Raw genomic sequence first — 24,160 nt, forward strand, 5'->3', positions numbered from 1 at the left:
TGTTTCTCCTCTTCCCTTGGGCTGTTTGCCGTTGGGTTAACGGGAGAGGGGGACAGGCGTTGCGAAAGGGCCCCACGCCATCACAGGTGATCGGCGCGGGGATATGCCCCGGGGTCAAACCGGCAGCGGCGCGGGGCGACGCGTGGTCCAGATGAAGGTTGCTACAAAGACGCCGCTGAGCAGCAGCACGATCGTGGGAGCGGGGGCGGAGTCGATGAAGAAGCTGAGATAGATGCCCAGGAGCGAGCAACTCACGGAAATAGCCGTGGCCAGCAGCATCATTGGACCAAAGCGCTTGGACAACAGGAAGGCGATGGCACCGGGGCCCACCAGCATGGCGACCACCAGCACGATGCCCACTGCCGAAAGGGCGGCGACAATGGTGAGGGAAAGCAGCACCAGCAGCCCGTAATGCAGGGCGCGCACGGGCAAGCCGATAGCGCCGGCCTGCTGGGGATCGAAGGTGAACAGGAGAAAGTCGCGCCATTTGGCGGCGAGCACGCCACAAACAAGGACCGCGATGATCCCCGACAGCGCCAGATCGCCGCCATCGACACCCAGGATATCGCCGAAGAGGATGTGGTCGAGATGCACATCGGTCTGGATGGCGGTGTAGAGCACGATGCCGAGGCCAAAGAGACCAGCAAAGACCACGCCCATCACAGTGTCTTCCTTGATGCGGCTATGCTCAGTCAGAAAGCCGACCGAAAGGGCGCAGCCCATGCCGGCGATAAAGGCACCGACGCCAAAGGGCAGGCCAATGATATAGGCGAGCACGACGCCGGGGAGCACGGCGTGTGAAATGGCATCGCCCATCAGCGACCAGCCCTTGAGCACCAGAAAACAGGACAGGAGCGCCGTGGGCACGGCAACCAGCACCGCAATCAGCATGGCATTGGTCATGAAGGGAAAGCTGAAGGGCCACAGGGCGTAGAGCCAGAACTCGCTCATTGCGCGATCTCCCGCGCCGCGCGACGGCGATTGGCGAGAATGCCGTGCTTGGGGGCGAACACAAAGGCAAGCAGGAACACGATGGTCTGGAGGCACACGATCACGCCGCCGGTGGCGCCATCGAGGAAGAACGAGAGATAGGCGCCGACAAGACTTGAAAGGGTGCCCACCAGCACCGCGATGGTGATGACGCGCCCGAACCGGTCGGCCAGGAGATAGGCAGTGGCGCCGGGGGTCACGACCATGGCGATGACGAGGAAGGCGCCCACGGTTTGCATGGCCGCGACGGTGGAGGCACTGAGCACGGTAAAAAAGATGACCTTGAGCAGCGGCGGGTTGAGCCCGATGGAGCGGGCATGGGATTCATCGAAGAACGTGACCATCAGATCCTTCCAGAGGAGGAGCATGACGCCTAGCGTCACCAAGGAAATGATCACCAGCTGCAGGGTTTCGTTGGGCGTGACGGCCAGGATATTGCCCATGACGATGGTCTGGATGTTGACCGAGGTGGGCGAGAGCGAAATCATGAAGAGCCCCAGCCCGAAAAAGCCGGTGAAGATCAGCCCGATCACCGCATCTTCCTTGAGCTTGGTGCGCTGGGTGAGAAACAGCATGGCGCCGGCCGCCAGACCGCCCGACAGGAACGCCCCGAGTGAAAAGGGCAGGCCCAGCATATAGGCGCCCGCGACACCGGGCACGATGGAGTGCGAAAGCGCGTCGCCGATGAGACTCCAGCCCTTGAGCATCAGATAGGCCGACAGAAAAGCGCAAACGCCGCCGACCAGCGCCGACACCCACATGGCGTTAATCATGTAGTTGTAGGTAAAGGGCTGCAGCAGCGCTTCGATCATGGCTCGGTACCCGATTGCTGCGTGGTCATCTTGCCCTTTTCGCCATACATGACGAGTGGCCGCTCATCGTCGGTGAGCACCGAGACCTGGCGCGGATCGTCATCGGCATGCAGGCCCTGCCCGGCGAGCACGAAATGGCGCAGGGCGCCTCCAAAGGTGAGTTCGAGATTTTCGCGCGTGAAGATCTCGGGAGTGGGGCCATGGGCGAGGACGGTGCCCTTGACCAGCACAGTGCGGTCGCAGAATTCAGGCACCGAGCCCAGATTGTGGGTTGAAACCAGCATCACCTTGCCTTCGTCCCGGAGCGCGCTGAGCAGGGCGATGATGGCGTCCTCGGTCTTGACGTCCACGCCGGTGAACGGCTCGTCGAGCAGGATCACCGCCGACTCTTGCGCGAGGGCCCGGGCGAGGAAGACGCGCTTGCGCTGGCCGCCCGATAGCTCGCCGATCTGGCGCTTGCGGAAGGGAAGCATGTCGACGCGCTCAAGGGCGGAGGTGACCATCTGGTGGTCAACGGCGCGGGGGATGCGGAGCATGTTCATATGCCCGAAGCGCCCCATCATCACCACGTCCTCCACCAGCACCGGGAAGTTCCAGTCCACATCCTCGCTTTGCGGCACATAGGCGACGAGGTTGCGCTTGAGCGCTGCCTTGCCAGACAGGCCCAGAATGCTGACCGAACCGGTGCTGAGGGGCACAAAGCCCATAATGGCCTTGAACAGGGTGGATTTGCCCGAGCCGTTGACACCCACAAGCGCGGTGATGGTGCCGCGCGGAATGGCAAAGCTGGCATGGCGCAGGGCGGTATGGCCGTTGCGATAAGCAACGGTCACATCGGCGACCTCGAGGCCGGGTTCGACAAGGGCATTCAAGGGCGCAACCCCGCAACGATGGTGGATGTGGTTACGGCAAGAAGATCAAGAAAGGTCGGCACGGGGCCATCGGGGTCCGACAGCGAGTCCACATAAAGCACGCCGCCATAATGGGCGCCAGTTTCGCGCGCCACCTGCTCGGCCGGCCGGGGCGAGACGGTGGATTCAGAGAACACTGCGGGGATGTTGTTGGCGCGCACAGTGTCGATCACGCGGCGCACCTGCTGGGGCGTGCCCTGCTGATCGGCATTGATGGGCCAGAGATAGAGCTCCTTAAGGCCAAGGTCGCGAGCGAGATAGGAGAAGGCGCCTTCCGAGGAGACGAGCCAGCGGCGTTCGGGCGGAATGGCCTCGATCTGGGCGCGCAGGGGGGCGATGGCGGCTTCGATCTTGGCGGAATAAGCCTCGGCATTGGCGTTGTAGGTTTCGGCATTGGCGGGATCGTGCTCGACGAAGGCGTCGCGGATATTGGCAACATAGGTCAGCGCGTCAGTGGGCGACATCCAGGCATGGGGATTGGGTTTGCCCTGGTAGGGGCCCTGGCCAATGCCAATGGGCTCGATGCCTTGGCTGACCACGACGCTCGGAACATCGGGCAAATTGCCCAGGAACTGCTCGAACCATTGCTCGAGATTAAGCCCGTTCCACAAGATGAGGTCGGCGTCCTGCGCACCCACGAGGTCGCCGGGGGTCGGCTGGTAGTTGTGGATCTCGGCGCCGGGCTTGGTGATGGACACCACTTCGGCAGCGTCGCCCGCAACATTGCGCGCCATATCGGCAATGATGGTGAAGGAGGTGACGGCCTTGAACCGATCCTGTGCCTGGGCGGGCAGGGTGGAGCAGAGCGCGGCAACGGCAAGCAGCACGGAAAGAAGATAGCGAGGCATAGGCATCCCAGGCATGTTTCAGTTGACCCTCAGAAGTTAGTGCAATTGCAAATCATTTGCAAGAGGCTTGGAGCGCGGAGCCAAATGCCGGGCTGCCCGTTGGGGTGCAGCGCGAGTGGAGGAGCCTGCCTTGGATCGTAAATGGATTGCCGGACTGATCGTTGCTGCCATTGTGGTGGTCGCCTTGCTGGTGTTCAGCCAAGGGTCGAACCAGCCCGACCCAGCCGCCGCCGACCCCAGCCTGACCAGCCCCAGCGATCCGGCGCCGCGGCCCTGATCAGCGAGGTTTAGGGGGAGGGAGGCGCAGTTTTACCCTGGCGCGGCTTGGACGCTTGCCGGGCGCGATTGTAGGCGACGGCTGAGGCGACCAGCTCGGTAAGGGCGGATTCGTCGAACGGGCTGTCGGCAAACAGATCGATGGCGCGCCAGAGGTTGCCTTCGAGCCCTGCATTAAACAGGCGGTGGGGATCCTCGAGCTTGGCGCCATGCGAGAAGGTGAGCTTGACCTTGTCCTTGTGGGCATTGCCCACCACCAGCTGCCCATTGGCGGACCAGACGGGGCTGCCCCGGTATTTCCATTCCTCGATGATCGCGGGATCGGCGGCGAGAATGGCGCGCCGCGCGCGGGCGAGGAGGTCACCCCGCCAGTCGCCGAGTTCGGCAATCAAGTGGTCGAGTTGTTCGGACGGGCTCATTGCGCAGCCTCCCCACCAAGCTTTGGGGCTAGCATGGCACGGCGCGCCACCCGGCTCTAGTGGCTGGGATCGTCGAAATCCCGGGACTCGTTGTCAGGCTCGATATAGCCCTCGCGCTGCAGCCAGTCGCGCAGGATGCGGTTGATCGCATCATTGCGGCTGAGCTGGCCGGCCGAGGTCTGGCTATGATCGGCCACGAAGCGGTCAATGCCGGGCAGCAGGTCGGCATCAAGATCGGGGATGGGGCTGAGGTCGGGATGGGGCTGCATGGGCATACTCGTGGGGGTCAAAGGGGGCGCTTGTGGCGTTCGGCGGCTGCGTCCGGGTCTTCGCGATCGCCGGTGCGCGCCAGGATTTCGCGCGCTTCATCGATGGACAGGCCATGCCGGCTGGCAAAGGCCGCCACTTCATGGGGCAGGTCGACAGACAGGCGGGCTCGCTCGGCACCGCCCAGCAAATCCTTGGGATCCAGCATGATGGTCGCCTCCGCTTGGGGTTGCACAAGGTAACCCCGGCCGCGGGCGCCGGTTCCGCCATGCTGTGCGCCGAGCGCTACTCGCCAATGCCGCGGCGGCGATACTGGCTGGCAAAAAACACCAAGACGAGGGCGAGCACGATGCCGATCCCGATTTGGGTCCAACTGATGCGAGCGACGAGGTCAGTGGCGAAGTCGACAAAGCTGAAGGTCGCGGCGGTGGTGGTCCAGGCCTCGATATAGCCTTGCGTCAACGGGAAGTCGGCGCGGTATTGCAGATATTCCCAGGTGCGGGTGCTGAGCGGCTGCCAGCCGCCGCCAAACACCACCCATTCAAGGGTGGAGAGAATGGAGGGGAACAGCAGGGACAGGGGAATGGCCCAGCGCCCGACCACGGCAGCGAGGGCGCCGACAAAGGCCATGAAGGGCAGGTACCACAAGAGGCCCACCACCAGCACGACGAGAAGGCTGGCGGCGATCTGGCCATAAACCCCCGCCACATTGCCTAGCAGCGCATAGCCGCCCCCGCCATTCATGGCAGAGGTGGATACGGCAACGCCAAACAGCAGCAGGCCGCTGAGCAGGGCAATGAGGTAGATGATGGCGGGGAAGATGGTGATGGCCGCGACGAGCTTGGACAGCAGCACGGTGAAATCGCTCACCGGCATCGACTTCCAGAACAGCATGGCATTGTTGCGCTTGTCGGCGGCAAAGCTGTCGGCGCAGTAAAAGAACAGCGTCGCCAAGAGGTAGAGCAACCAGGCAAAGGCAAAGCCCAAAAAGCCCCATTCATAGATGCGCATGGGCGCGGCGGTGAACAGGGCGCCCGAGAAGCGCATATCGATGCGCCCCACGGTAAAGGCGAGGATAGTGGAGCCGAGCAGGACCGCCACCAGCAGCAGCGGCCCATAGAGGAACGCCCCGCGATGTTCGAGGAACTCGCGCCAGATCAGGGCAGCAAAGGCCTTCATGGGACTGGCTCCGCATTGGCGGTGGGTCGCTGCATCAGGGCGACAAAGAGATCGGACAATGTCGGGGTCGACAGCACGCCCAAGCCCTCGAGCTGCTCGCGGGGCACATGGTCAAAGATCATCACCGTTTGGCCGAAGCGGGTTTCCTCGTAGACCGGGCCAAGGCCGCGGGCGACGGCCTGGTTCTCGGGATCATTGCTGACCAGCTGGATGAAGTTCTGCGCCACCGCTTCCATGGGCTGATGCAGGATCAGCGCCCCGTCTCGGATGAACATGACATCAGACAGCATGAACTCGATCTCATCGACCTGATGGGTGGTGATGATGAGGGTGCGCTCGCCGGTCATGTAGTCATCCAGCAGGCGCCGGTAGAAGCGTTTGCGATAGGTGATGTCGAGGCCAAGGGTCGGCTCGTCGAGAACCAAGAGCTTGGCATCGATCGCCATCACCACGGCAAGATGCAGCTGGGCGAGCATGCCCTTGGAGAGGTTCTTGATCTTGAGCTCGGGCTTAAGATCGGTGCCCTCAAGGAAGCTCTGCGCCTTGGCGGGTGAGAAATTGGGGTGGATGCTGGCCACCAGCGAAAACAGTTCGCGCACCCGCAAGAAGCGGGGCAGGCTCGCCACATCGGAGATGAAGGCGACGTCGCGCATGAGGCGGGCTCGGTGGGCAAAAGGATCAAGGCCGAGAACCCGGATGGTGCCACGGCAATCGGTTAGGCCCAGCATGGCATTGAGCGTCGTGGTCTTGCCCGCCCCATTATGGCCGATCAGCCCATAGATCCGGCCCGCCGGAATATCGAAATCAAGCCCATGCAGGATTTCCTTGCGGCCAAACTTCTTGCGCAAGCCACGCGCAGTGACGATCGGCTCGATGCGGGCGGAGGGCTCAGTCATCGTTGGATCCCGGCTCGGAGTAAGGGGGCGATTGCGGCAAGGGGCGCACACTGAGGCAACGCCCGGATGGGCCGTGCGATCCGCGACCTTTGGTCCTGACGGCAATTGTTGCGCGCTGAATCGATCACGGCTGAGCTCCTCGCGTCAGGAATAGATAGGACGCTGAGGGGGTGGGTCAATCTGCGCCGCGCGCTGACTTTGCAGCGGGCCGCGGAGCGCGATAGGTTAAGCCCTGCTTGTTCCGGACCTTCCCAGTGACCGCCCGTTCGTTTTTGTTTCCGCCCAATGATGCCGATATCGCGCTAACCCGGCTCCTGGCCAGGGCGGCCGAGGTCACCGGCTTTCTCAAGGGTGCGCCCGGGAGCCACAAGCCGGGTTGGTACCGGCACGGGCTCGATAACGGCCCCATGCTGCGCGACCTCTACGACGCGCTGGCGCAAGCCTATCCGGCGGGCGGACCCGCCTTTTGGGCGCTGCGGCTGTGGACCAATCTGTTGTGGCAGCCGGCTTACCTGGCGGTGATCGCCGTGCACGGGCATGGGGCCGTTCCCGACCTGCGCGCGATGGCACAATGCCGCCAGCTGCTCGACATCAACGGTTTTCGCCTGCCCCCCGGGCCCCAGCGGCAGGGCGAGGTCGAGGCCATGATCGGCTGGGCTGCGGCGGACTTGAGAGCCACGGCCGAAACACTCCTCGAAGAGATCAACGCGATCGTGCGCTTCAAGCCCGTGCCGGCACAACGTTTGCTCGCCGCGCGGGTGCTGGGGGTCGTGGCGCTGCTGGAACGGATGCAGCCGGGGATTTCGCCCGACGAGATCAGCCGCCATGCACAGAGCTGGCTTGCGGCACTGGATCTGGTCGGGCAGGGAACGCTGGAGCCCGTGGTGCTGCCGGATGGGCGCCAAAAGCTGGTGCTGGCGCGCAAGGGCTGTTGCCTTGATTACCTGGTGTGGCCGGACCGGCTTTGTGCGTCCTGCCCCAAGCAAACCAGGGCGGTCCGGCTGGTCCGCCAATGCGCCGAGCTCGAGGCCGAAGCGGGCTAGTTGAACACTTCGTCGGGGTAGACGCCCCAGATTTCCTCCTGGTGCAAAAAGCCCGAATAGGTCGCGGTGCGCTGCCCGTCGCCGCCGGCGGCGCTGACTTCGCACCAGGTGCCATCGCATTCCTTGATCTGGACGCGCAGGCCCGCGCCAAGTCGAGCGCGCACGCCCGAATCGTCGTTCATGCCCGAGCGCAGCGCGATCTCGCCATTGGCGACGACCGGCGCCACATAACCGGCGCGATTGCCTGACAGCAGGTTCTGGTGCACCCAGCCCTCGTCGCCATCCTGGTCGCGGATCTTGCGCCAGGTATCGAACTCCTGCACGATTTCCACGGGAATGCCGGACTGCCGGTAGATCCAGGCGATGTCGTATTTGGTGCCGGGGCCGACGCGCACATTGATGGGCGTCGAGCGCGTGCTGGCAAAGCGGGGCAGGGGCAAACCGCTGGGATTGTCGGCCTGCGCCCAGGCCTGGACCGGCGTGAGGGGGCCCGGCAGCGCCAGCAGCGCTGCCAGAATTGGAACAAGTGCCAAACGGGCACAGGACCGCATTGCGCTGCGGAACACGCTAAACATGACTTTGCACAAGGAATACATTTGTCCTATCACTAAGGCATGATCCTTAATGGTCGCTGAAAACGGAAGGCCTTGTCCTCCGCCACGCATCGGGACTGCATGACCGGCACGAAACCCAAAGTCCTCGTTACCCGCCGCCTGCCCGAAGCGATCGAGGCGCGTATGGCGACATTGTTCGAGACCGACGTCAACGAGGCCGATGGCATTCTCGCGCCCGCCGACATCGCCGAAGGCTGCATCGGCAAGGATGTGCTGGTATGCTCCATCACCGACCGGATCGATGCGTCGCTGATTGCCGCACTGCCCCCTTCGGTGCGCATGATCGCCCAGTTCGGCAATGGCGTGGACAATATCGACGTGGAAGCGGCCTGGGCCGCGGGGCTGACCGTCACCAATACCCCCAGCGTCCTGACCGATGACACCGCTGACCTGGCTATGGCGCTGATGCTGGCGCTGCCGCGCCGGCTGGTGGAAGGCACCCAGATGCTGATGCGCGATCGCGCCTGGGGGGGCTGGTCCCCGACCTCTATGCTGGGGCACCGCCTGCGCGGCAAGGCGCTGGGGATCGTCGGGATGGGGCGCATCGGCACCGCGGTGGCGCAGCGCGCCCGCGCCTTTGGGCTCAATATCCATTATTGGTCGCGCAACCGGCGTCCGCCGGGCCTCGAAACGCCGCTGGGCGCAACCTTCTGGCCAGATCTCGATGCCATGCTCGGGGCGGTCGATATTGTCTCGCTCCATACGCCGCTGACGCGCGAAACGCTCCAGATCCTGGGCGCCGAGCGGCTCGGGCGGATGCGCGCGGGCAGTTTCGTGGTCAATGTGTCGCGACCTGAACTTGTGGACGAAGCAGCGCTGGTGGCGGCGATCGAAGCGGGCCATTTGAGCGGGGCCGCGCTTGATGTGTTCGAGCATCGCCACGGCATCAATCCCAAGCTCCTGGCGCTGGCGGAAAACAACAAAGTCGTTCTAACCGCCCACATGGCCTCCGCGACGATCGAAGCGCGGGTGGAGATGGGAGAAACGGTGATCGTCAATATCCGCGCCTTCATGGATGGCCACCAGCCGCCCCATCGCGTGCTGCCCGATGGCGTGCCCAAACCCGCTCGCCTCGCCAGCGCGTGAGCAGGGGGCAGGCGCTGGGGCGTTGACTAGCAACCGGCGAGGGCCTATGGGGCCGCAATGAGCAGAGACCAAAAACCCCTCGGGCCAACCCAGCGCATGTTGCGCGTCGGCGAACTGGTGCGGCACGCGCTGGCCGCGATCTTCGCGCGCGGCGACGTCGAAGACGATGCGCTGCATGGCGCCGTGATTACCGTGCCCGAAGTGCGCATGAGCAATGATCTCAAGATCGCCAATGCTTATGTGATGCCGCTGGGCGGCGAGCATGCCGAGGAGATCGTGGCGGCGCTGAACCGGCATCGCAAGTTCATCCGCGGCCAGGTGGCGCCGCAGATCAACATGAAATTTGCGCCCGAGCTGCGCTTTTTCGTCGACGAAACCTTCGAGGAAGCCAGCCGGATCGATGCGCTGCTGCGCTCGGATCGCGTGCAGCGTGACCTGCAGGCCGGCGAGGACGACGAGGACGATACGCAAGCGTGAGTGCCCCCAAGCGCGTCAAGCGCCCCGTTTCGGGTTGGGTGGTGCTCAACAAGCCATTCGACATGACCTCCACCCAGGCCGTCGGCAAGGTGCGCTGGCTGTTCAGCGCGGCCAAGGCTGGCCATGCCGGCACGCTTGATCCCCTCGCGACCGGCATCTTGCCTATCGCCTTAGGGGAAGCGACCAAGGCGGTGCCGCAGGTGCAGGACGGCACCAAGCGCTATCGCTTCGCCATCCAGTGGGGCACGGCGACAACCACGGACGATGCCGAAGGCACGGTTGTGGCCCAGTCGGAGCATCGGCCCTCCGAGGCCGAGCTGAGTGCGGTGCTGCCCCGGTTCACCGGCGAATTGCTGCAGCGCCCGCCAATCTTTTCGGCGCTCAAGATCGATGGCGAGCGCGCCTATGACCTTGCGCGTGCTGGCGAAGCGGTGGAACTGGCGCCTCGCCCTGTCCAGATCGATACTATCGAGCTGATGGAGCATGGCGCGGAACGCTCGGTGCTGGAGGTAACCTGTGGCAAGGGGACCTATGTACGCTCGCTCGCGCGTGACATCGCCGAAGCCTTGGGCACGCGGGGCCATGTGGGTATGCTGCACCGCGCGGCCGTTGGGCCCTTCACCGACGCTGACGCGATCACCATCGAGCAGCTCGAAGCGGTTGAGCCGGAGGCGCGCGACGCCATGCTGCTGCCGGTGGCCGCGGGCCTGGTGGAGCTGCCCGAGCTGCGGCTCGATGCGCTGCAGGCCAATGCGGTGCGCCACGGCAATGCGGTGCTGCTGACCGGCGCACGCGCCCCGGTCACGCTGGATGAAGCCTGGGCCAGCCATGCCGGTCGGGCCATTGCCACTGGCTCGGTGCAGTTCGGCCAGTTCCAGCCGCGACGCGTCTTTAACTAGGCTCGCGAGGGAACCCCACCCTTTGCCTCGGCTTAATGGTGCACAACCAGGAGGCAGAGATGATTGAAGACAAATTGCGCGAAACCATTATCGGCGAATTGCAGCGCCAAGCCAGCAACCAGCCCGACAAGCTCAAAGTCACCGCTCAGGACGATCGGCTGCGCGTCGAAGGCGACGTCAATCTCGATGATCTGGTGATGGCCGTGCTCGGGTCGGTGGCCGGCGGCCCCTAAGCGGTCCGGTCGCTCAAGGTTTCAGCGGGGGGTTGCTCGACATGCCCCCGCTTTTGCAGCCAGATGGCAATAACGCTCCAGAGCAGCGCCCAAGCGGCGCCAATGCACCAGCCGGCCAGGATGTCGCTGGGGAAATGCACCCCAAGATAAAGCCGGCTGAACCCGACCAAGAGGGTGAGGAAAACCGCAGCGCTCAGGGCATAGATCTTGAGCGCCAGTGTTGGTGCCAGCCGCGCCAGCAGCGCGCCGATCGAAAGATAGGTCACCGCCGAGAGCATCGAGTGCCCGCTGGGAAAGCTCGAGGTGAACTGGTGGGTAAAGGATTCAAGATCGGGGCGGGGACGGTCGTAACCCATCTTGAGCAAGGTGCTGAGCGCGGTGCCGCTCAGCACGCACACCACCATGAGAAGGGCCGCATGGCGCAGGCCCGCGAGCACCAGATAGATCGCCACGCCCACGACAAGGAGCCCGAGACACGCGAAGCTGCCCAGCGCGGTGACGTCGCGCATCATCTCCTGCACCCAAAGCGGCCCGATCAACTGATGGCTTGGGTCGGGCGTGCGAAACAGCATCAGGAGGGCGGTGTCGAAAGCCTCGGTATCGCCTTCGCTGACCTGGTCGGCCAGTGACAGAAACGCCAGCACAAGCCCGCTCACCATGGCGATGCCAGCCAGCACACTCGCTTCCCCACGAGCGAAGTTGACGACGCTGCGCAGGTTCAACAGTTGGGAAAGCGATCTTGCCATGTTTGCCTCTATTTGTGGGCGAGCAACGCCGCCGGAGGTCGCGATGTTCCACAATCGCAGGTGAGCCTTGTGGTGCGACGCCGCTGCATTGAACCATAGCGCGCTCTCACCGTTGTGTGACAGCGATTCCCCTCCTTTCAGCGGGCGACACTGATGGTCGAACGACATTTCCATGTGATCCTTAACACCAATGCCGGCACGGCCCATGCAACCGGCACGACGGGTGAGACGCTGGCGGCCATGTTCGCCGAGGCGGGGCTGGAGGCCACTATCGACGCCGACGGCGACGCGCCCTTCAAGGAGCGCATCGAGCGGGCGCTGCAAAGCCCCGCCGATACCATAGTTGCCGCCGGTGGTGATGGCACGATCACGGCGCTCGCCCATGCGCTGGTCGGGACGGACAAGAACCTTGCCATCCTGCCGCTCGGGACCGTCAATCTGCTGGCGCGGGACCTGCATCTGCCGCTGACAGTTCCCGACGCGGTCAAGCAGCTGCAAACCGCCGAGTTGCGGCGCATCGATGTGGGGCAGATCAACGGGCAAACCTTCCTGCATAAGGTCGTCATCGGCACCATTCCCGGGGTAGCAGCCGGGCGCGAGCATATTCGCGGTACCATGAGCATCGGCACCAAGATCGCCTTTTTCCGCTATTTCACTCGCCGCCTGGCGCGGGCACGGCGCATGGCCGTGCGCATCGTGCCGCGCTCGGGCGAGGCGCGGGTGGAGCGGGTGCAGTCCATTGCCGTGTCGAGCAATGCCTATGAGGAGGGGTTCGGCAAGTTCTTTGCCCGCAACCGGCTGGATCGCGGGAGCCTGACGCTTTATGTGATCAAGCACCTCAATCTGGGTGACGTGGCGCGGCTGACGGCGCGCATGTTGCTCGGACGGTGGCGTGACGACGAGGCTCTCACCATTGAAAGCGTTGACGAATTGACCATTGAAACCCGCAAGAAGGCGCTCAAGGTAATGTTGGACGGAGAGGTTGAGACCTTCTCGACGCCCTTGCATTTCAAGATCCTGCCCCTGGCGCTTTCGGTGCTGGCGCCGGCTTCCCCCGAAGCGCCCGCCGATGCGCCCCTCCCCTTGGAGGAGGGGCTGGCTCCATGAAGGTCGTCCATCTCTCCGACTTGCATTTCGGCAAGCATGACACACGCATATCCGCAGGGTTGGCGGCCGATATCGAATTGCAACAGCCCGATCTGGTAGTGGTGAGCGGCGATTTTGCCCAGGTCGGCAGTCGGGAAGAGTTCGTTACCGCGCGAGCTTTTCTCGATTCCCTGAGCGCGCCCTATTTTGCAGTTCCCGGCAATCACGACGTCCCGGCGATCAATCTGGTACGCCGGTTCCTCAACCCCTATGGTCTTTACCGCCGCTATATCGCTGAGGAGCTGGAGCCGTTCCTGGAGCTCAATGGCGTCGCCTTTGTGGGTATGCGCACATCCCGCCGCATGCGGCTGGAATGGAACTGGGGCCATGGCACCATTTCGCGCGATCAGCTGGAGCATCTTGAGGAGCGGTTCAGCAAGGCCTCTCCCGATGCAATCCGAGTGGTCGTTGCCCACCATCCACTGCTTTATCCCACCCAGCCCATGCAGCAAACCGAGGCCCGGATCGTCAAGCGTGCCGACGAGGCGCTCGAGACCTTTTCGCGTCTGGGCGTGCGGCTGGTGTTATCGGGGCATTTCCACCTCTCTTATGTGCGCAAGCACGAGGCGGTTGGTGCGGTCAAGGCAGGGGCGCCTACAGGGCTGCGTAAATCGGCCGTGGCGCCGATTTTGGTGGCGCAGGCGTCTTCTACCATTTCAACGCGCCTGCGCGGTGAGCCTAATGCCTACAACCTCATTGATTTCAAGGACGGCATGATCGTCATCACCGTGCGCGAATGGGCGGGTGAAACCTGGAAGACGCGCGAAAAGGCCAGTGAGCCCGCTTGAGCGGTGTTGCGCGCGGCGTCTCGGCTGCTGGGCGCCAACTGCGCGCAAAAAAAGACCCAGAGCTGTGTGCATGGCTCTGGGTCTTGCTATTCTTTGGAGGTCGCAGTTGGCCACTGCTACGTCTCAACGTCAGTGGCGCGCAAACGGTTCCTTATGGTGCGCCTTTTTGTGCGCGCTCATTGTCCTTGTCGGCCTGTTCGGCGGCACCACGGGGCCCCGCCGGCTTGGGGGCACGATCGGCAACCGGGCTGTAGTTGGGATCCTCATCATCGACCGCCTTGCCGATGGGTTGAGCGGGTCCGCGCGGATTTTGGTTGGGCATGACTGAACTCCCTTAGTCGCCGTCGACAGCAACAGTCAGGGTTGCAAGAACGGCAGTGGTTACAGCGATCAACATGATAGTCATCGATTAACTCGACTGTTGGGTGGTCATGGGAGAACAACACCCGTGAGACGGGGGCGTTCCCTACCGATCGGTACTAACTTGAGCGAGCTGGCCGCGCCGCAGCGGCACCCCGATCAGGCGCTCATATTCGGCTTCGGGGACGCCGTAGCTGCCCTGGGCCACTGCTTCAAGCGTCGCACGGGAGACCACCTGCACATTGCCGCGCGTGGCCCGGATGGCGCCCAGCCCCTCGATCGTGTGCAAAGCGTCGGTGATCCCAGCGCGGCGCACGCCGAGCCGCGTGGCCAGCAATTCATGGGTGAGGGGCAGATCGTTGCGATCGAGCCGGTCATGGGTCATCAACAGCCAGCGCGCAAGGCGCTGGTGCACGCTGTAGCGGGCATTGGCGACCACCGAATGGATGATCTGCAATTCAAGCGCGTGCACGAAGCGGAGCAGCAATTGCATGGTGGCATGGTGCCCGCCAATGGTCCGGCGCAGCGCTTCGCCGCTGATCTGCCAGCCGCTGCCCTCGATCTGCATGGAAATTTCATAGGGACTGGTGCCCACGGAAAGCAAGGCCTGATGGCCAATCATCGCCTCGCGGCCAAGATGGGCGGCTTCGACCATTTGGTTGTCCCCGCTGCGCGCCACAGCCGAAGCGAGCCCGGCTTCCAGAAAGACGTGGCACTGTACAGCCTGTCCTGCTCCGGCCAGAACCGTGTTGGTGGGCAAGCGCAAAAATTTGAGATGAGGATAAAGCGCAGCAAAGCTGTCTGCTGGCATGGTCCGTAGCAAATAATTGCCCATCAAGGGCTGGCGCGATTTGGGCACGGGGGCTCGTTTCTAGAGGGGAAAAGAGTGGCTGCAGACATAACTTACAGAAGCGCAAGTCGTTCGCTTTTTTCTACAGTCGGACGAGGGCAGGAAAAACCGGAGTAGTCGCACTGATGCGCAAGAAACCCTTGGTGATTGGCTGGACGCTGGTGCCGTCCGAGCGCATGGCCCTGCTGACCCGCTTCGTGCCGGTTTATCCTGATGTGGTTGCCCACCATGTGACGCTGCGATTTGGGGCGCCCGCCTGGGCAGCGCTCCCCGCGGAACGAGCTGGCGACATCATCGGCCGGGTCGATGACGGCGTGGGTTTGGAAGCCCTGGTGCTGCGGATCGGCGGCACGAGCGATCGGCCGGGTGGCGGGACCTACCACATCACCTGGTCGCTGGATCGAGGCGCCGGGCGCAAGCCAGTCGACAGCAACGAAGTCCTGGCTCGCCTGGGCTGGACCGACATCGAGCCGGTTTGCGTGCGATTGCTGCCCGGCCGGTTCTAGCTCAAATAAAGCCGCGCTCGCGCAGTTCGGCAATCGACTGGGCGGCACTGCGGTGATGCACGAAAATGCCGCCGGCTTCTTCCCAGAGATGCCGGTACTTGTCGCGGTCGTCCACCAGCACATCGCCGGGATGGGCATGTTCGCGCTTGAGGGCGGCGCTGGTGGTGATCACCGGCACACCGGGGAAATGCTCCTCGGCCCAGCGCCGCTTTTGCGGCTCGGCCCAATTGCCCCGGGGTAGGCCAGTCAGGATGATGGGGTTGAGATGTTTTACGGCATCGAACAATTCCATGGCGTCGGGCAAGGGCTCAAGCCGCGCAAAGAACTCGGGCGCGCTGGCCAGCGCCTTCCAGAACTTGCCCAGGCCAAAGCGGCGCTCATAGTCGCGGGTGGACATGCCGAAAATTGCCTCCGCCCCCTTGTCGAAATCGGCCAGAACCCCATCGCAATCCAGATAAACCTGCGCCATCCCCGTCCTCCTCAGCGCTTCAATGCGCAACGGGGCAAGTGGCTCCGGCTGCCCAGCATGAGGGGGATCGCGCAGGACAGCGCATGGCGGCGGTGAACTAAGTTGAATAGCGACATCATGTTTGGTTGACACATTTTAGAATGGTTATAAGGTGCAGCGATCAAACGATGCAGCCGCTCCGCGCTCCGCGAGAGGAGCGGACAGAAAGGTCGATCTTGAGACTGACGCGCCAATCCAACTACGCCATCCGCACATTGGTTTACTGTGCAGTTAACGAGCCGGGTCTGAGCCGCGTTGCCGACATCGCCCGCGCTTATGCCATTTCCGAGCTGTTTTTGTTCAAGCTGATCAAGCCGCTGGTCGAAAATGGCCTGCTGCGCACCGTGCGCGGGCGCAAGGGCGGCATTACGCTGGGCAAACCTGCTGACCAGATCACGCTGCTTGAAACTATCCGGCTGACGGAAGAAAATTTCGCCCTGGCAGAGTGCTTTGAAGAAGGGGCCGATTGTCCCCTGATCGGCGAATGCGACCTGAACGGAGCCCTGCGCGAAGCGCTGGGTGCGTTCTTCACCGTGCTGGAAGGCTACACGATCGCCGATCTGGCGCACAAGAAGCGCTCGATCCGCGAGCGGCTTGGCTTGCAGATGCTCGAGGAAGTCGGTCAAGCCGACGAGATCGAGGAAATCGAGCCGGAAGCCAGCCCAGCCTAGCAACAGGCCCGTTGCTGCCTTATCTAGGCTGGTTGGGACCATCGTGTCCCGACCGGCCCTTTGCGCTTGTCTCGCATTGATCCGCCCCACCTTCGTGATTTATCGCGCCCAAACGCTTGGACGACTTATGGCTGCTGCCCCGCTTCTTTCCCTACAAAATATCCAACTGACCTTTGGCGGCACGCGCCTCCTCGAGGGCGCCGAACTGATTGTTTCCCCGGGCCAGCGCATTGCGCTGGTGGGGCGCAATGGCTCGGGCAAATCCACCTTGCTCAAGATCGCGGCCGGCGACGTGCAGCATGATGGGGGCGTTCGCTTCGTTGAGCCCAGCGCCACCTTGCGCTACCTGCCGCAAGAGCCTGATCTGTCGGCCTTTGCCACCACGCTCGAATATGTCGAGGGGGGCCTTGGCCCCGGCGATGATCTTTATCGCGCCCAGTATCTGCTGGAATCGCTGGGGCTGACCGGCACGGAAAATCCGAAAAACCTTTCTGGCGGCGAGGGACGACGGGCGGCGCTGGCGCGAGTCTTGGCGCCAAAGCCCGATATCCTGCTGCTGGACGAGCCCACCAACCATCTTGATCTGCCCGCCATTGAATGGCTGCAGCAGGAACTCAACTCCATGCGCTCGGCCATGGTGCTGATCAGCCACGACCGTCGCTTCCTGTCCGACCTGACCCGCGCCACGGTGTGGCTCGATCGCGGGGTAACGCGGCGGCTGGACAAGGGCTTCTCGGCGTTTGAAGCCTGGCGCGACGAAGTGCTCGAGGAAGAAGAGCGCGACCGCCACAAGCTCGACCGCCAGATCGTGCGCGAAGAACATTGGCTGCGCTATGGCGTGACGGCGCGCCGCAAGCGCAATGTGGGGCGCCTCGAGCGCCTGTCCGGACTGCGCCAAAACCGGCGCGAGCAGCGGCGGGTCACGGGTTCGGTCAACATGCAGGTGTCCGAGGGTCGCACTTCGGGTGCGCTGGTGGCGGAAGCCGAGCACATCAGCAAGACCTATGGCGACCGGGTGATTGTCGCCGATTTCTCCACCCGTGTTTTGCGAGGCGACCGGATTGGCATTGTCGGGCCGAACGGCGCGGGCAAGACCACGCTGATCAAGATGCTGACCGGCTTGCTGCCGCCCGATAGCGGCACCGTCAAGCTGGGCGCGGCGCTCGAGATGGCGATGCTCGATCAGGGCCGCGCCAAGCTGCAGCCCGAAACGCGCCTCAAGGATGCCCTGACCGGCGGGGGTAGCGACACCATCCACATCAATGGCGAGCCGCGCCATGTGGTGGGCTATATGAAGGATTTCCTCTTCACCCCCGAACAGGCCAATACGCCCATCGGCAAACTTTCGGGTGGCGAGCGGGCCCGGGTGGCCCTGGCGCGCGCCTTGTCGCTGCCGTCGAACTTCCTCGTGCTCGACGAGCCGACCAACGATCTCGACCTTGAAACGCTCGATCTGCTCGAGGAAATGGTTTCGGACTATGCCGGCACCGTTGTGGTGGTGAGCCACGATCGGGACTTCCTCGATCGGGTTGCGACCTCCATCATCATTGCCGAGGGGGATGGCATATGGACCGAATATGCCGGTGGCTATTCGGATATGGTGATCCAGCGCGGCGCTGGGGTTAATGCCCGCGCGCCCATAACCAAGGCGACCCACCGCCCCGGCAAGACCTCGCTGGCGCCGGTGACTGCGGCAACCGGCAAGCGCAAGCTTTCCTTCAAGGAGCGGCATGCGCTCGAGAGCCTGCCCAAGGACATCGAAAAGCTCGAGGCCGAGATCAAGGCGATCAACCAGGCGCTGAACGATCCCAAGCTTTATGCGCGCGACCCCGCGGCATTTGCTGAAAAGTCCAAAGCGCTGGTTGCAGCCCAAAGCCGGCGCGACACCGCCGAGCAGCAATGGCTTGAACTCGAGGAACTGCGCGAAACGCTCGAGGGCTAGGCGCCGTCGGCCCAGGGGAAAACGGGTGTGTCGAGGGCGTGCAGGTCTTCGACGGGCTCGCCCGCAATCCGCCGCAGCAGCAGCGAGCCCAGATTGAAGCCGGCTTTGTTGAAGTCCTCGAACACGGTTTCGGCCCCGGGCTGAAACTGGGCGAAGAGGGGGGAGGCTTGCTTGGTCACCACATGCACGCTTTGGCCCACGACGGGGCCGCTGTCGTTGAGGCCGCCGATTATGGCGAGGGCTGAGAGCTCAGAGGCTCCGACATAGCCGTCGGGAGGATTAGGCCGCTTGGCGCGCTTGATCACATAGGTGCGGATGGCGTCGGTCGGGCTGGCCAGGGTGACATCAGCGGCGAATTCGCACTCGATACCGGCCTCACCGGCGGCGCGGAGCATTCCCGTCTTGAGGTGTTCGGTATAGGTCAGCGCACTGTCGGGCAGCACGATGGAAACCTTGCGGCACCCCTTCTGCACCAGGCGCTTGACCGCGCCATAGGCGTAGGCCTCATTGTCGAAATCGGCATAGGGATGCGCTTCGGGCCACAGGCAGCGGCCGTGACTGACAAAGGGGAAATCGTTATCCAGCAAGAAGCGGATGCGGTCGTCGAAGGTTTCCACCTTGGAAAACACCACCCCATCGGCCATGCCATTGCGAACGATGTGCCGGATCGGCTCGATCGAGGGCACATTGCGAAACAATGGCGTGATGATGAGATGGAAGGGCGTGTTGCGCATGGCTTCAGTCAGCCCGGCAACGATCGACGAGCCAAAGCCATAGATCTGCTCGTCGGGTTCGAGCACCAAGGAAAGAACATTGGTGCGCCCGGTCTTGAGGCGTAGGGCCGCTCGATCGGGCAGGTAGCCGATCTCGGCCGCGATCTTTTGCACGCGCTCGCGGGTGTCCTGGGCCAACTCGGGGGCATTGTTGAGGGCGCGCGAGATGGTGGTGACCGCCAGCCCGGTCATTTGTGCGATGGTTTTGAGGGTGGGCTTGCCGGACGGCTTGACGCCCCGCTTGGGCTGCACAGGGGCAGGCAGGTTGTGCTCGGACACTTGCAACTTCCTCCGAGCCGGGCGGGCTCCCGGCTGCGCTGTTATCGTCCGACACCCATCAGATCGCGTCGGACCTTTCAACGCCTTAGCGCCGATAGCCGGTTAAGGGAAGTCCGTCGCGCGTGGCGTCCCGGACCAAGACGAAAGTTGAGCAGGCTTTTTCGCTTAAACGGGCTTCTGCAGGCTCACTGTAGCTGGCTTTTCCGGCTCGGCTGCGTTATTTTGGTGTTGCAGCCAAACTGCTTCGGGTCAACGCCGCAGGAGAGGAATGAAGATGACATCATCGACGACCTTCACCATCCATGCTGGTTCCATGACCGTAGCCAAACTGCTCCGCCGCACCAAACGTTGGCAAGGACTCTGTCGCTCCAAACGAATGTGACCACCCGTCACTCGTTTGTCTCACAAGACCGATAGAAGCCCAGCGTCCCCGCCTCTTGGCGGGTTTGTGGTCCAGCCAAGGGCTGACCGGACGCGCAAGTGGAGCATCCACCCATGCAGGAAAAGAATCTAGGCCGGGCCAAGACCGTCAGGCCCATCATTGTCGAGGTTGGCGGGGAGCCGCAGGGCATTGTCGTGCCTGAAAACGGCGGCTTTCGCTTTGTTGCGGTCAGGCTGCCGGCCTTCGCCATCGATGGCCGGCATTTCGAAACCATAGAAGAAGCACGCCGCGCGGCGTCAGTGGCCTTGCGCGCTGATAAAGGCAACGGCCACTGACGAGATTAAGGGGCTGGCGACGCCAGCTCCGTCTTAGCCATCATTGGTGGAATTGAGCTCTTCGGGGCGCTTGCCCTCGTCCAGCGGCGCTGGTTCGGCTCCGGCGGCGTGAGTTGGATCGAGTTCAGCGGCAATGGCGACGTCGATGGCTTCCGCCAGCGCCGGCACATCGACGCGAATGGCACCGTCATGCGCCTGCCGGTCAAGCTCGCTGGCAATCACCTCTGCTATGGTTTCGCGGCGATCCTCGCCAGCACCCGGATTATCCGTTGCCATCGATCGATATCCCTTGTTCGTCCACCCTGACCTCGATGCCGGGGCGTGTCTGTTGCTGATAGATGTAGATGCCGAAGGCAAGAACTGCGACCAGCAGGATGCCGATCACGACGTAAAGTCCGTTTTTGGACACGAAAAGCTCCTGAAACCCGGCTCCAACAACTTCCAACGCGATAAGCGAAGATCGGTTCAATACGCGGCGTTAAACGCCCAGCGGGCCGTCGCGCAGCCGATCTTCCGTGGCTCGCCGGAACGGCTCTCCTGGAGAGGGCTCAACAAAAAGACAAATCCGGTCTAGCCGCACTGAGGTTGCCAGCACGGGCGCAAACCACGCCTCGGCGGCAGCCAGGACCCGGTCGTGATCGGCCTTACCCAGCCGATCGGTCAAGGTCATGTGAAACTGGAATTCCTCAAACACATAGGGGTAGCCATAGGCGCCGAGCAGTTCCTGCTGCCGTGGCGTCAACCCAGCCGCTGCGCGGCGAGCCTGGTCCTTGAGCGAAAGCGGCGCGCGAAACGGCTCGAAACTTTCCACCACATGGGCCGCAAGATCCTGCAAAGCCTCGTTTGCCTGCGGGATCAGCGCAAGAAAGCCGTGCAAGGAAACGAGTTCGAGCTGCCCTAAGTATACCGGCGCGTGCTCGGCCGCAAAGCGAGCCAGCGCATCCTGCAACTCGGCTTCGCTGACATCACTGGCCAGCGCCATGGGCGCCTTGATGGTGGCGTGAAAGCCGTAGCGGCGGGCCGAGACGGTGAGGCCGTCGAGCTCCTCGCGGCCAAGCGGCGGGATGGGCTCGCGCACCATGCTCCCGGTGACGGGATCGCGCCCAAGCCACTGATTGGCTCTTGCCCAAAGCGGGTCCGACACATCAGGCGCATAGTAGATTGCATATCGTGGAGCCATAAGATCCTCGCGGGGAATAGAATATCTGCCTGCGGGCGTAGCGCCTGCTGGACAGTAACGATGGGCTTCGCCAAGTTGTGGCTATCGAGCGTCCCAAGGAATGACAAGCCACACTTATGGATCGAGACCTGCTCCAAGCCTGGTTCGGGCACGCCGTTGCCCAGGCCCAACCCGCTCTAGCGGTTCGCGATAACTTGCCGCCCAAGCCTCGGGGGCGCACCGTCGTGGTTGGGGCCGGCAAGGCTTCTGCCCAGATGGCGCAGGCTTTTGAAGCGGCTTGGGACGGACCGCTCAAGGGGCTGGTCGTCACGCGCTATGGCTATGGCGCGCCCTGCGAGCGCATCGAGATCGTGGAAGCCGCCCATCCGGTGCCCGACGAAGCGGGCTTTCTGGCAGCCCGGCGGATTGCCGAAACAGTTTCGGGGCTTGGCCCTGACGATCTGGTCGTGGCGCTGATCTCGGGCGGCGGCTCGGCGCTGCTGCCGGCGCCTGCGCCGGGCCTGACGCTGGATGACGAGCAGGCCATCAACCGCGTTTTGCTGGCTTCAGGCGCCCCGATCGGGGTGATGAACCTGATCCGCAACCAGTTCTCGACCCTCAAGGGTGGGCGGCTGGCTGCACTGGCAGCGCCTGCGCGTGTGGCGACACTCGTCGTGTCCGATGTGCCGGGAGACGATCCAGCCATTGTAGCTTCAGGCCCGACGGTCGCTCTGGCTGGAACGCGCGAACTGGCGCGGAAGTATGCCACGCTTTATGGCCTGCAATTGCCGCCCGCCGCGGCGTTGCTGCTGGCGGGTGACGAAAACCTCGCGCCGCTACCCGGCGATCCCATCTTTGCAACTCACACCGTGCGCACCATTGCGTCGGCGGCGGTGTCGCTGGAAAAGGTCGCCGAACTCGCCCGGAGCCGGGGGGTCGAAGCGGCAATCCTTTCGGACTCGGTGGAAGGGGAAGCGCGCGACGTGGCCCTCGTTCACGCCGCCATGGCTCGTGAAATTGCCCAGCGCAACCGCCCGTTCGCCAAGCCGGTCGTGCTGCTTTCGGGCGGAGAAACCACGGTGACGTTACGCGGCAACGGCCGGGGCGGGCGCAATGCCGAGTTCCTGCTGGCGCTCGCCATTGCATTGGATGGGGTGAATGGGATTTCGGCGCTGGCGGCGGACACGGATGGCATTGATGGCTCAGAGGACAATGCCGGGGCGTTCTGTGATGGCAGTTCAGCCACAAGAATGCGCCATGCCGGCATCGACCCGCTGGCGGCCCTCGCCAGCAATGACGCCTATGGTGCCTTTGCCGCCGTTGGCGACCTGTTGGTCACCGGGCCGACGGGCACCAATGTCAATGATTTCCGGGCAATCCTGATCCGTTGAGGGAGAAAGTGATGGCAGGCGTTGTGGGTATTGGCGGCGTGTTTTTTCGCGCCATCGACAAGGCGGCGCTCGCGGCCTGGTATGAGCAGCATCTCGGTGTGACCGGTTTGTGGAACCAGGAGGCGGGCCTGACGGTGTTTGCGCCCTTTGCGGCTGACACCGATTATTTTCCGGCTGCCAAGCAGTGGATGCTCAATTTCCGTGTCGATGACCTCGACGCCATGATTGCGCAACTGACCAGCGCCGGCATCGCGGTGGAAACCCGGCCCGACGAATGGGATCATCCCGAGACCGGCCGGTTCGCCCGCATCGAGGATCCAGAGGGGAATGCGATCGAGCTTTGGGAGCCGGCCACACCTCCCCCCTGATGGTCCGCCTGCCGGGCTTGGCAGATCGCCAAGGCTCTGCTCTAACCGCTCATGGAGGAGCCGAACCATGGCCAAGCGCAAGATTGCCGTTATCGGGGTGGGCAAGATCGCCCAAGACCAGCACCTGCCGGTGATCGATAAGTCCGAGCATTTCGAACTTGCGGCGACGGTGTCGACGCGCGGCATTGGCCATAACGGGGTTCCGGTGTTCAAGACGCCGGGCGAGCTCTACGCCGCCATGCCGGAAGTCGATCTCGTCTCGGTTTGCACGCCCCCTGGCATTCGTCACCAATATGTCCGCGAGGCTCTAGAGGCCGGCAAGGACGTGATGATGGAAAAGCCGCCTACCACCACGATTTGCGAGCTCGATGACCTAGTGGCGCAGGCCAAGCGCCTCGATCGCGTGCTGTTCCAGACTTGGCATTCCCAGTACAACGCGGCGGTGGATCGGACGCGCGAGCTGCTGGCGGAGCAGGGCGTTGCTTCGGTGCGGATCGACTGGCGCGAAAGCGTGCGCAAATGGCATCCGGGACAGGACTGGGTCTGGGAGCCCGGTGGCTTTGGCGTGTGCGACCCCGGGATCAATGCCCTTTCCATCTTCACCAAGGTGATGCCGTTCCCGGTCTTTGTGCAAAGCAGCCGGCTGACTTTCCCGAAAAACCGGCAAACGCCAGTGGATGTTGAGATCGCGTTCAAGTCGGGTGAGCCGCATCAGCCCCAGATGAGCGCAGGCTTCAACTGGCTCGAGGAAAACGGGGAGATCTGGACCATCCGTTTTGAGACGCAAAGCGGCGACGTGCTCAAGCTGGAAAAGGGCGGCACGGTGCTGCGCGTCGATGACGCCGTCGTGGTGCAAAATCCCTCGGAAGAATATGAGGGAATCTACGAGCGCTTCGCTGCCCTGCTGGAGCGGCACGAGAGCGACGTGGACGCCGCTCCCCTGCGCTTGATGGCCGATGTATTCCTGCTCGGTGCGCGGGAAAACGGCCCCGCTTTTGAGTGGTAG

The 24,160-nt window shown here is 63.3% G+C and carries 33 protein-coding genes; 15 read left to right on the plus strand and 18 right to left on the minus strand.

The features are described 5' to 3' along the window. Positions 1 to 114: 114 nt before the first annotated feature. From HRQ64_RS02825 to HRQ64_RS02840, 4 genes are read right to left on the minus strand one after another with little or no spacing between them, the layout of a single operon-like run. Positions 115 to 951, minus strand: coding sequence for a metal ABC transporter permease (locus HRQ64_RS02825; RefSeq protein ID WP_172121937.1), 837 nt, complete (start codon positions 949 to 951; stop codon positions 115 to 117). Then, on the minus strand, positions 948 to 1,802 hold the full coding sequence (locus HRQ64_RS02830; RefSeq protein WP_172121938.1) for a metal ABC transporter permease: 855 nt from the start codon (positions 1,800 to 1,802) through the stop codon (positions 948 to 950). The genes HRQ64_RS02825 and HRQ64_RS02830 overlap by 4 nt, the downstream gene beginning before the upstream one ends. Further along, positions 1,799 to 2,674: a manganese/iron ABC transporter ATP-binding protein gene (locus tag HRQ64_RS02835; RefSeq protein WP_172121939.1), complete on the minus strand. Its 876-nt coding sequence runs from the start codon at positions 2,672 to 2,674 to the stop codon at positions 1,799 to 1,801. Before HRQ64_RS02835 ends, HRQ64_RS02830 begins: the two co-directional genes overlap by 4 nt. Next, on the minus strand, positions 2,671 to 3,567 hold the full coding sequence (locus HRQ64_RS02840) for a metal ABC transporter substrate-binding protein (protein WP_172121940.1): 897 nt from the start codon (positions 3,565 to 3,567) through the stop codon (positions 2,671 to 2,673). The genes HRQ64_RS02835 and HRQ64_RS02840 overlap by 4 nt, the downstream gene beginning before the upstream one ends. A gap of 124 nt (positions 3,568 to 3,691) precedes the next feature. Here HRQ64_RS02840 and HRQ64_RS02845 point away from each other — a divergent pair, with 124 nt between their 5' ends. Continuing rightward, positions 3,692 to 3,838 (plus strand): hypothetical protein, encoded by a 147-nt coding sequence (locus HRQ64_RS02845; RefSeq protein ID WP_172121941.1) that lies wholly within the window; start codon positions 3,692 to 3,694, stop codon positions 3,836 to 3,838. A gap of 10 nt (positions 3,839 to 3,848) precedes the next feature. Here HRQ64_RS02845 and HRQ64_RS02850 read toward each other — a convergent pair whose 3' ends face one another. The 5 genes from HRQ64_RS02850 to HRQ64_RS02870 all read right to left on the minus strand — a co-directional run bounded on the left by HRQ64_RS02850 (position 3,849) and on the right by HRQ64_RS02870 (position 6,598). Next, complete coding sequence (locus HRQ64_RS02850) at positions 3,849 to 4,256, minus strand: DUF1801 domain-containing protein (RefSeq protein ID WP_172121942.1); 408 nt, start codon at positions 4,254 to 4,256, stop codon at positions 3,849 to 3,851. A 56-nt stretch (positions 4,257 to 4,312) separates the two neighbouring features. Further along, positions 4,313 to 4,525, minus strand: a complete 213-nt coding sequence (locus tag HRQ64_RS02855) for a hypothetical protein (protein WP_172121943.1) — start codon at positions 4,523 to 4,525, stop codon at positions 4,313 to 4,315. Positions 4,526 to 4,542: 17 nt separating this feature from the next. Beyond that, positions 4,543 to 4,731, minus strand: coding sequence for a DUF3606 domain-containing protein (locus HRQ64_RS02860; protein ID WP_172121944.1), 189 nt, complete (start codon positions 4,729 to 4,731; stop codon positions 4,543 to 4,545). Positions 4,732 to 4,808: 77 nt separating this feature from the next. After that, a complete protein-coding gene (locus tag HRQ64_RS02865; protein ID WP_172121945.1) occupies positions 4,809 to 5,702 on the minus strand; it encodes a hypothetical protein in 894 nt (297 codons plus the stop codon). Further along, positions 5,699 to 6,598: an ABC transporter ATP-binding protein gene (locus HRQ64_RS02870; RefSeq protein ID WP_172121946.1), complete on the minus strand. Its 900-nt coding sequence runs from the start codon at positions 6,596 to 6,598 to the stop codon at positions 5,699 to 5,701. Before HRQ64_RS02870 ends, HRQ64_RS02865 begins: the two co-directional genes overlap by 4 nt. A gap of 254 nt (positions 6,599 to 6,852) precedes the next feature. Here HRQ64_RS02870 and HRQ64_RS02875 point away from each other — a divergent pair, with 254 nt between their 5' ends. Further along, the gene (locus tag HRQ64_RS02875) at positions 6,853 to 7,641 is read left to right on the plus strand and encodes a siderophore ferric iron reductase (protein ID WP_172121947.1); all 789 of its coding nucleotides are present in this window, start codon (positions 6,853 to 6,855) and stop codon (positions 7,639 to 7,641) included. On the opposite strand, the gene HRQ64_RS02880 is transcribed toward HRQ64_RS02875, so the two are convergent. Next, the gene (locus HRQ64_RS02880; RefSeq protein ID WP_172121948.1) at positions 7,638 to 8,174 is read right to left on the minus strand and encodes an SH3 domain-containing protein; all 537 of its coding nucleotides are present in this window, start codon (positions 8,172 to 8,174) and stop codon (positions 7,638 to 7,640) included. The genes HRQ64_RS02875 and HRQ64_RS02880 overlap by 4 nt on opposite strands. A gap of 141 nt (positions 8,175 to 8,315) precedes the next feature. On the opposite strand from HRQ64_RS02880, the gene HRQ64_RS02885 reads away from it, so the two are divergent. The 4 genes from HRQ64_RS02885 to HRQ64_RS02900 are packed head-to-tail and all read left to right on the plus strand — an operon-like array spanning position 8,316 to position 10,950. Continuing rightward, a complete protein-coding gene (locus HRQ64_RS02885) occupies positions 8,316 to 9,341 on the plus strand; it encodes a D-glycerate dehydrogenase (RefSeq protein WP_172121949.1) in 1,026 nt (341 codons plus the stop codon). A gap of 57 nt (positions 9,342 to 9,398) precedes the next feature. Continuing rightward, a complete protein-coding gene (rbfA, locus tag HRQ64_RS02890) occupies positions 9,399 to 9,818 on the plus strand; it encodes a 30S ribosome-binding factor RbfA (RefSeq protein ID WP_172121950.1) in 420 nt (139 codons plus the stop codon). Further along, entirely contained in the window at positions 9,815 to 10,717 is a 903-nt protein-coding gene (gene truB / locus HRQ64_RS02895; RefSeq protein WP_172121951.1) for a tRNA pseudouridine(55) synthase TruB, read from the plus strand. Before rbfA ends, truB begins: the two co-directional genes overlap by 4 nt. Before the next feature lie 59 nt (positions 10,718 to 10,776). After that, entirely contained in the window at positions 10,777 to 10,950 is a 174-nt protein-coding gene (locus tag HRQ64_RS02900) for a hypothetical protein (RefSeq protein WP_164854694.1), read from the plus strand. Here HRQ64_RS02900 and HRQ64_RS02905 read toward each other — a convergent pair. Next, a complete protein-coding gene (locus HRQ64_RS02905; protein WP_172121952.1) occupies positions 10,947 to 11,696 on the minus strand; it encodes a phosphatase PAP2 family protein in 750 nt (249 codons plus the stop codon). The genes HRQ64_RS02900 and HRQ64_RS02905 overlap by 4 nt on opposite strands. A 153-nt stretch (positions 11,697 to 11,849) precedes the next feature. Here HRQ64_RS02905 and HRQ64_RS02910 point away from each other — a divergent pair, with 153 nt between their 5' ends. Further along, positions 11,850 to 12,803, plus strand: coding sequence for a diacylglycerol kinase family protein (locus HRQ64_RS02910; RefSeq protein ID WP_172121953.1), 954 nt, complete (start codon positions 11,850 to 11,852; stop codon positions 12,801 to 12,803). Further along, positions 12,800 to 13,630 carry a metallophosphoesterase gene (locus HRQ64_RS02915; protein WP_127751745.1) on the plus strand — a complete coding sequence of 277 codons (831 nt, stop codon included), beginning with the start codon at positions 12,800 to 12,802 and terminating at the stop codon, positions 13,628 to 13,630. The genes HRQ64_RS02910 and HRQ64_RS02915 overlap by 4 nt, the downstream gene beginning before the upstream one ends. Positions 13,631 to 13,781: 151 nt before the next feature. On the opposite strand, the gene HRQ64_RS02920 is transcribed toward HRQ64_RS02915, so the two are convergent. Further along, a complete protein-coding gene (locus tag HRQ64_RS02920) occupies positions 13,782 to 13,952 on the minus strand; it encodes a hypothetical protein (RefSeq protein ID WP_172121954.1) in 171 nt (56 codons plus the stop codon). Positions 13,953 to 14,096: 144 nt separating this feature from the next. Then, on the minus strand, positions 14,097 to 14,849 hold the full coding sequence (locus HRQ64_RS02925) for a Crp/Fnr family transcriptional regulator (RefSeq protein ID WP_349236661.1): 753 nt from the start codon (positions 14,847 to 14,849) through the stop codon (positions 14,097 to 14,099). Positions 14,850 to 14,965: 116 nt separating this feature from the next. Here HRQ64_RS02925 and HRQ64_RS02930 point away from each other — a divergent pair, with 116 nt between their 5' ends. Further along, positions 14,966 to 15,346 (plus strand): hypothetical protein, encoded by a 381-nt coding sequence (locus HRQ64_RS02930; protein WP_172121955.1) that lies wholly within the window; start codon positions 14,966 to 14,968, stop codon positions 15,344 to 15,346. A 1-nt stretch (position 15,347) separates the two neighbouring features. Here HRQ64_RS02930 and HRQ64_RS02935 read toward each other — a convergent pair whose 3' ends face one another. Further along, positions 15,348 to 15,815 (minus strand): hypothetical protein, encoded by a 468-nt coding sequence (locus tag HRQ64_RS02935; protein ID WP_172121956.1) that lies wholly within the window; start codon positions 15,813 to 15,815, stop codon positions 15,348 to 15,350. A 215-nt stretch (positions 15,816 to 16,030) separates the two neighbouring features. On the opposite strand from HRQ64_RS02935, the gene rirA reads away from it, so the two are divergent. Together rirA and HRQ64_RS02945 are read left to right on the plus strand one after the other, a co-directional pair. Beyond that, complete coding sequence (gene rirA / locus HRQ64_RS02940) at positions 16,031 to 16,525, plus strand: iron-responsive transcriptional regulator RirA (RefSeq protein ID WP_127751748.1); 495 nt, start codon at positions 16,031 to 16,033, stop codon at positions 16,523 to 16,525. A 127-nt stretch (positions 16,526 to 16,652) separates the two neighbouring features. Beyond that, a complete protein-coding gene (locus tag HRQ64_RS02945; RefSeq protein WP_127751749.1) occupies positions 16,653 to 18,467 on the plus strand; it encodes an ATP-binding cassette domain-containing protein in 1,815 nt (604 codons plus the stop codon). Here the strand turns inward: HRQ64_RS02945 and HRQ64_RS02950 are convergent. Next, on the minus strand, positions 18,464 to 19,519 hold the full coding sequence (locus tag HRQ64_RS02950) for a LacI family transcriptional regulator (protein ID WP_172121957.1): 1,056 nt from the start codon (positions 19,517 to 19,519) through the stop codon (positions 18,464 to 18,466). The two genes, HRQ64_RS02945 and HRQ64_RS02950, sit on opposite strands and share 4 nt — an antisense overlap. Before the next feature lie 495 nt (positions 19,520 to 20,014). On the opposite strand from HRQ64_RS02950, the gene HRQ64_RS02955 reads away from it, so the two are divergent. Beyond that, positions 20,015 to 20,236, plus strand: a complete 222-nt coding sequence (locus HRQ64_RS02955) for a hypothetical protein (protein WP_172121514.1) — start codon at positions 20,015 to 20,017, stop codon at positions 20,234 to 20,236. A 33-nt stretch (positions 20,237 to 20,269) separates the two neighbouring features. Here the strand turns inward: HRQ64_RS02955 and HRQ64_RS02960 are convergent, their stop codons facing one another. The 3 genes from HRQ64_RS02960 to HRQ64_RS02970 all read right to left on the minus strand — a co-directional run bounded on the left by HRQ64_RS02960 (position 20,270) and on the right by HRQ64_RS02970 (position 21,416). Next, positions 20,270 to 20,512: a hypothetical protein gene (locus HRQ64_RS02960; RefSeq protein ID WP_172121958.1), complete on the minus strand. Its 243-nt coding sequence runs from the start codon at positions 20,510 to 20,512 to the stop codon at positions 20,270 to 20,272. Beyond that, positions 20,499 to 20,645: a hypothetical protein gene (locus tag HRQ64_RS02965; protein WP_164854696.1), complete on the minus strand. Its 147-nt coding sequence runs from the start codon at positions 20,643 to 20,645 to the stop codon at positions 20,499 to 20,501. Before HRQ64_RS02965 ends, HRQ64_RS02960 begins: the two co-directional genes overlap by 14 nt. Before the next feature lie 69 nt (positions 20,646 to 20,714). Further along, the gene (locus HRQ64_RS02970) at positions 20,715 to 21,416 is read right to left on the minus strand and encodes a DUF1045 domain-containing protein (RefSeq protein ID WP_172121959.1); all 702 of its coding nucleotides are present in this window, start codon (positions 21,414 to 21,416) and stop codon (positions 20,715 to 20,717) included. A gap of 116 nt (positions 21,417 to 21,532) precedes the next feature. Here HRQ64_RS02970 and HRQ64_RS02975 point away from each other — a divergent pair, with 116 nt between their 5' ends. The 3 genes from HRQ64_RS02975 to HRQ64_RS02985 all read left to right on the plus strand — a co-directional run bounded on the left by HRQ64_RS02975 (position 21,533) and on the right by HRQ64_RS02985 (position 24,160). Continuing rightward, a complete protein-coding gene (locus HRQ64_RS02975) occupies positions 21,533 to 22,786 on the plus strand; it encodes a glycerate kinase (RefSeq protein ID WP_127751754.1) in 1,254 nt (417 codons plus the stop codon). A gap of 11 nt (positions 22,787 to 22,797) precedes the next feature. Next, on the plus strand, positions 22,798 to 23,154 hold the full coding sequence (locus HRQ64_RS02980) for a VOC family protein (RefSeq protein ID WP_172121960.1): 357 nt from the start codon (positions 22,798 to 22,800) through the stop codon (positions 23,152 to 23,154). Positions 23,155 to 23,221: 67 nt separating this feature from the next. Beyond that, a complete protein-coding gene (locus tag HRQ64_RS02985; protein ID WP_172121961.1) occupies positions 23,222 to 24,160 on the plus strand; it encodes a Gfo/Idh/MocA family oxidoreductase in 939 nt (312 codons plus the stop codon).

Source organism: Devosia sp. 919, from assembly GCF_013185965.1.
Taxonomy (GTDB): Bacteria; Pseudomonadota; Alphaproteobacteria; order Rhizobiales; family Devosiaceae; genus Devosia.

Bases quoted from the DNA above. Each gene is read 5' to 3' on its own strand.
- HRQ64_RS02825 (WP_172121937.1), bottom strand. From the start codon at position 951: ATGAGCGAGTTCTGGCTCTACGCCCTGTGGCCCTTCAGCTTTCCCTTC.
- HRQ64_RS02830 (WP_172121938.1), bottom strand. From the start codon at position 1,802: ATGATCGAAGCGCTGCTGCAGCCCTTTACCTACAACTACATGATTAAC.
- HRQ64_RS02840 (WP_172121940.1), bottom strand. From the start codon at position 3,567: ATGCCTATGCCTCGCTATCTTCTTTCCGTGCTGCTTGCCGTTGCCGCG.
- HRQ64_RS02850 (WP_172121942.1), bottom strand. From the start codon at position 4,256: ATGAGCCCGTCCGAACAACTCGACCACTTGATTGCCGAACTCGGCGAC.
- HRQ64_RS02855 (WP_172121943.1), bottom strand. From the start codon at position 4,525: ATGCAGCCCCATCCCGACCTCAGCCCCATCCCCGATCTTGATGCCGAC.
- HRQ64_RS02860 (WP_172121944.1), bottom strand. From the start codon at position 4,731: ATGCTGGATCCCAAGGATTTGCTGGGCGGTGCCGAGCGAGCCCGCCTG.
- HRQ64_RS02865 (WP_172121945.1), bottom strand. From the start codon at position 5,702: ATGAAGGCCTTTGCTGCCCTGATCTGGCGCGAGTTCCTCGAACATCGC.
- HRQ64_RS02870 (WP_172121946.1), bottom strand. From the start codon at position 6,598: ATGACTGAGCCCTCCGCCCGCATCGAGCCGATCGTCACTGCGCGTGGC.
- HRQ64_RS02885 (WP_172121949.1), top strand. From the start codon at position 8,316: ATGACCGGCACGAAACCCAAAGTCCTCGTTACCCGCCGCCTGCCCGAA.
- rbfA (WP_172121950.1), top strand. From the start codon at position 9,399: ATGAGCAGAGACCAAAAACCCCTCGGGCCAACCCAGCGCATGTTGCGC.
- HRQ64_RS02900 (WP_164854694.1), top strand. From the start codon at position 10,777: ATGATTGAAGACAAATTGCGCGAAACCATTATCGGCGAATTGCAGCGC.
- HRQ64_RS02905 (WP_172121952.1), bottom strand. From the start codon at position 11,696: ATGGCAAGATCGCTTTCCCAACTGTTGAACCTGCGCAGCGTCGTCAAC.
- HRQ64_RS02910 (WP_172121953.1), top strand. From the start codon at position 11,850: ATGGTCGAACGACATTTCCATGTGATCCTTAACACCAATGCCGGCACG.
- HRQ64_RS02915 (WP_127751745.1), top strand. From the start codon at position 12,800: ATGAAGGTCGTCCATCTCTCCGACTTGCATTTCGGCAAGCATGACACA.
- HRQ64_RS02920 (WP_172121954.1), bottom strand. From the start codon at position 13,952: ATGCCCAACCAAAATCCGCGCGGACCCGCTCAACCCATCGGCAAGGCG.
- HRQ64_RS02930 (WP_172121955.1), top strand. From the start codon at position 14,966: ATGCGCAAGAAACCCTTGGTGATTGGCTGGACGCTGGTGCCGTCCGAG.
- HRQ64_RS02935 (WP_172121956.1), bottom strand. From the start codon at position 15,815: ATGGCGCAGGTTTATCTGGATTGCGATGGGGTTCTGGCCGATTTCGAC.
- HRQ64_RS02945 (WP_127751749.1), top strand. From the start codon at position 16,653: ATGGCTGCTGCCCCGCTTCTTTCCCTACAAAATATCCAACTGACCTTT.
- HRQ64_RS02955 (WP_172121514.1), top strand. From the start codon at position 20,015: ATGCAGGAAAAGAATCTAGGCCGGGCCAAGACCGTCAGGCCCATCATT.
- HRQ64_RS02960 (WP_172121958.1), bottom strand. From the start codon at position 20,512: ATGGCAACGGATAATCCGGGTGCTGGCGAGGATCGCCGCGAAACCATA.
- HRQ64_RS02970 (WP_172121959.1), bottom strand. From the start codon at position 21,416: ATGGCTCCACGATATGCAATCTACTATGCGCCTGATGTGTCGGACCCG.
- HRQ64_RS02975 (WP_127751754.1), top strand. From the start codon at position 21,533: ATGGATCGAGACCTGCTCCAAGCCTGGTTCGGGCACGCCGTTGCCCAG.
- HRQ64_RS02980 (WP_172121960.1), top strand. From the start codon at position 22,798: ATGGCAGGCGTTGTGGGTATTGGCGGCGTGTTTTTTCGCGCCATCGAC.
- HRQ64_RS02985 (WP_172121961.1), top strand. From the start codon at position 23,222: ATGGCCAAGCGCAAGATTGCCGTTATCGGGGTGGGCAAGATCGCCCAA.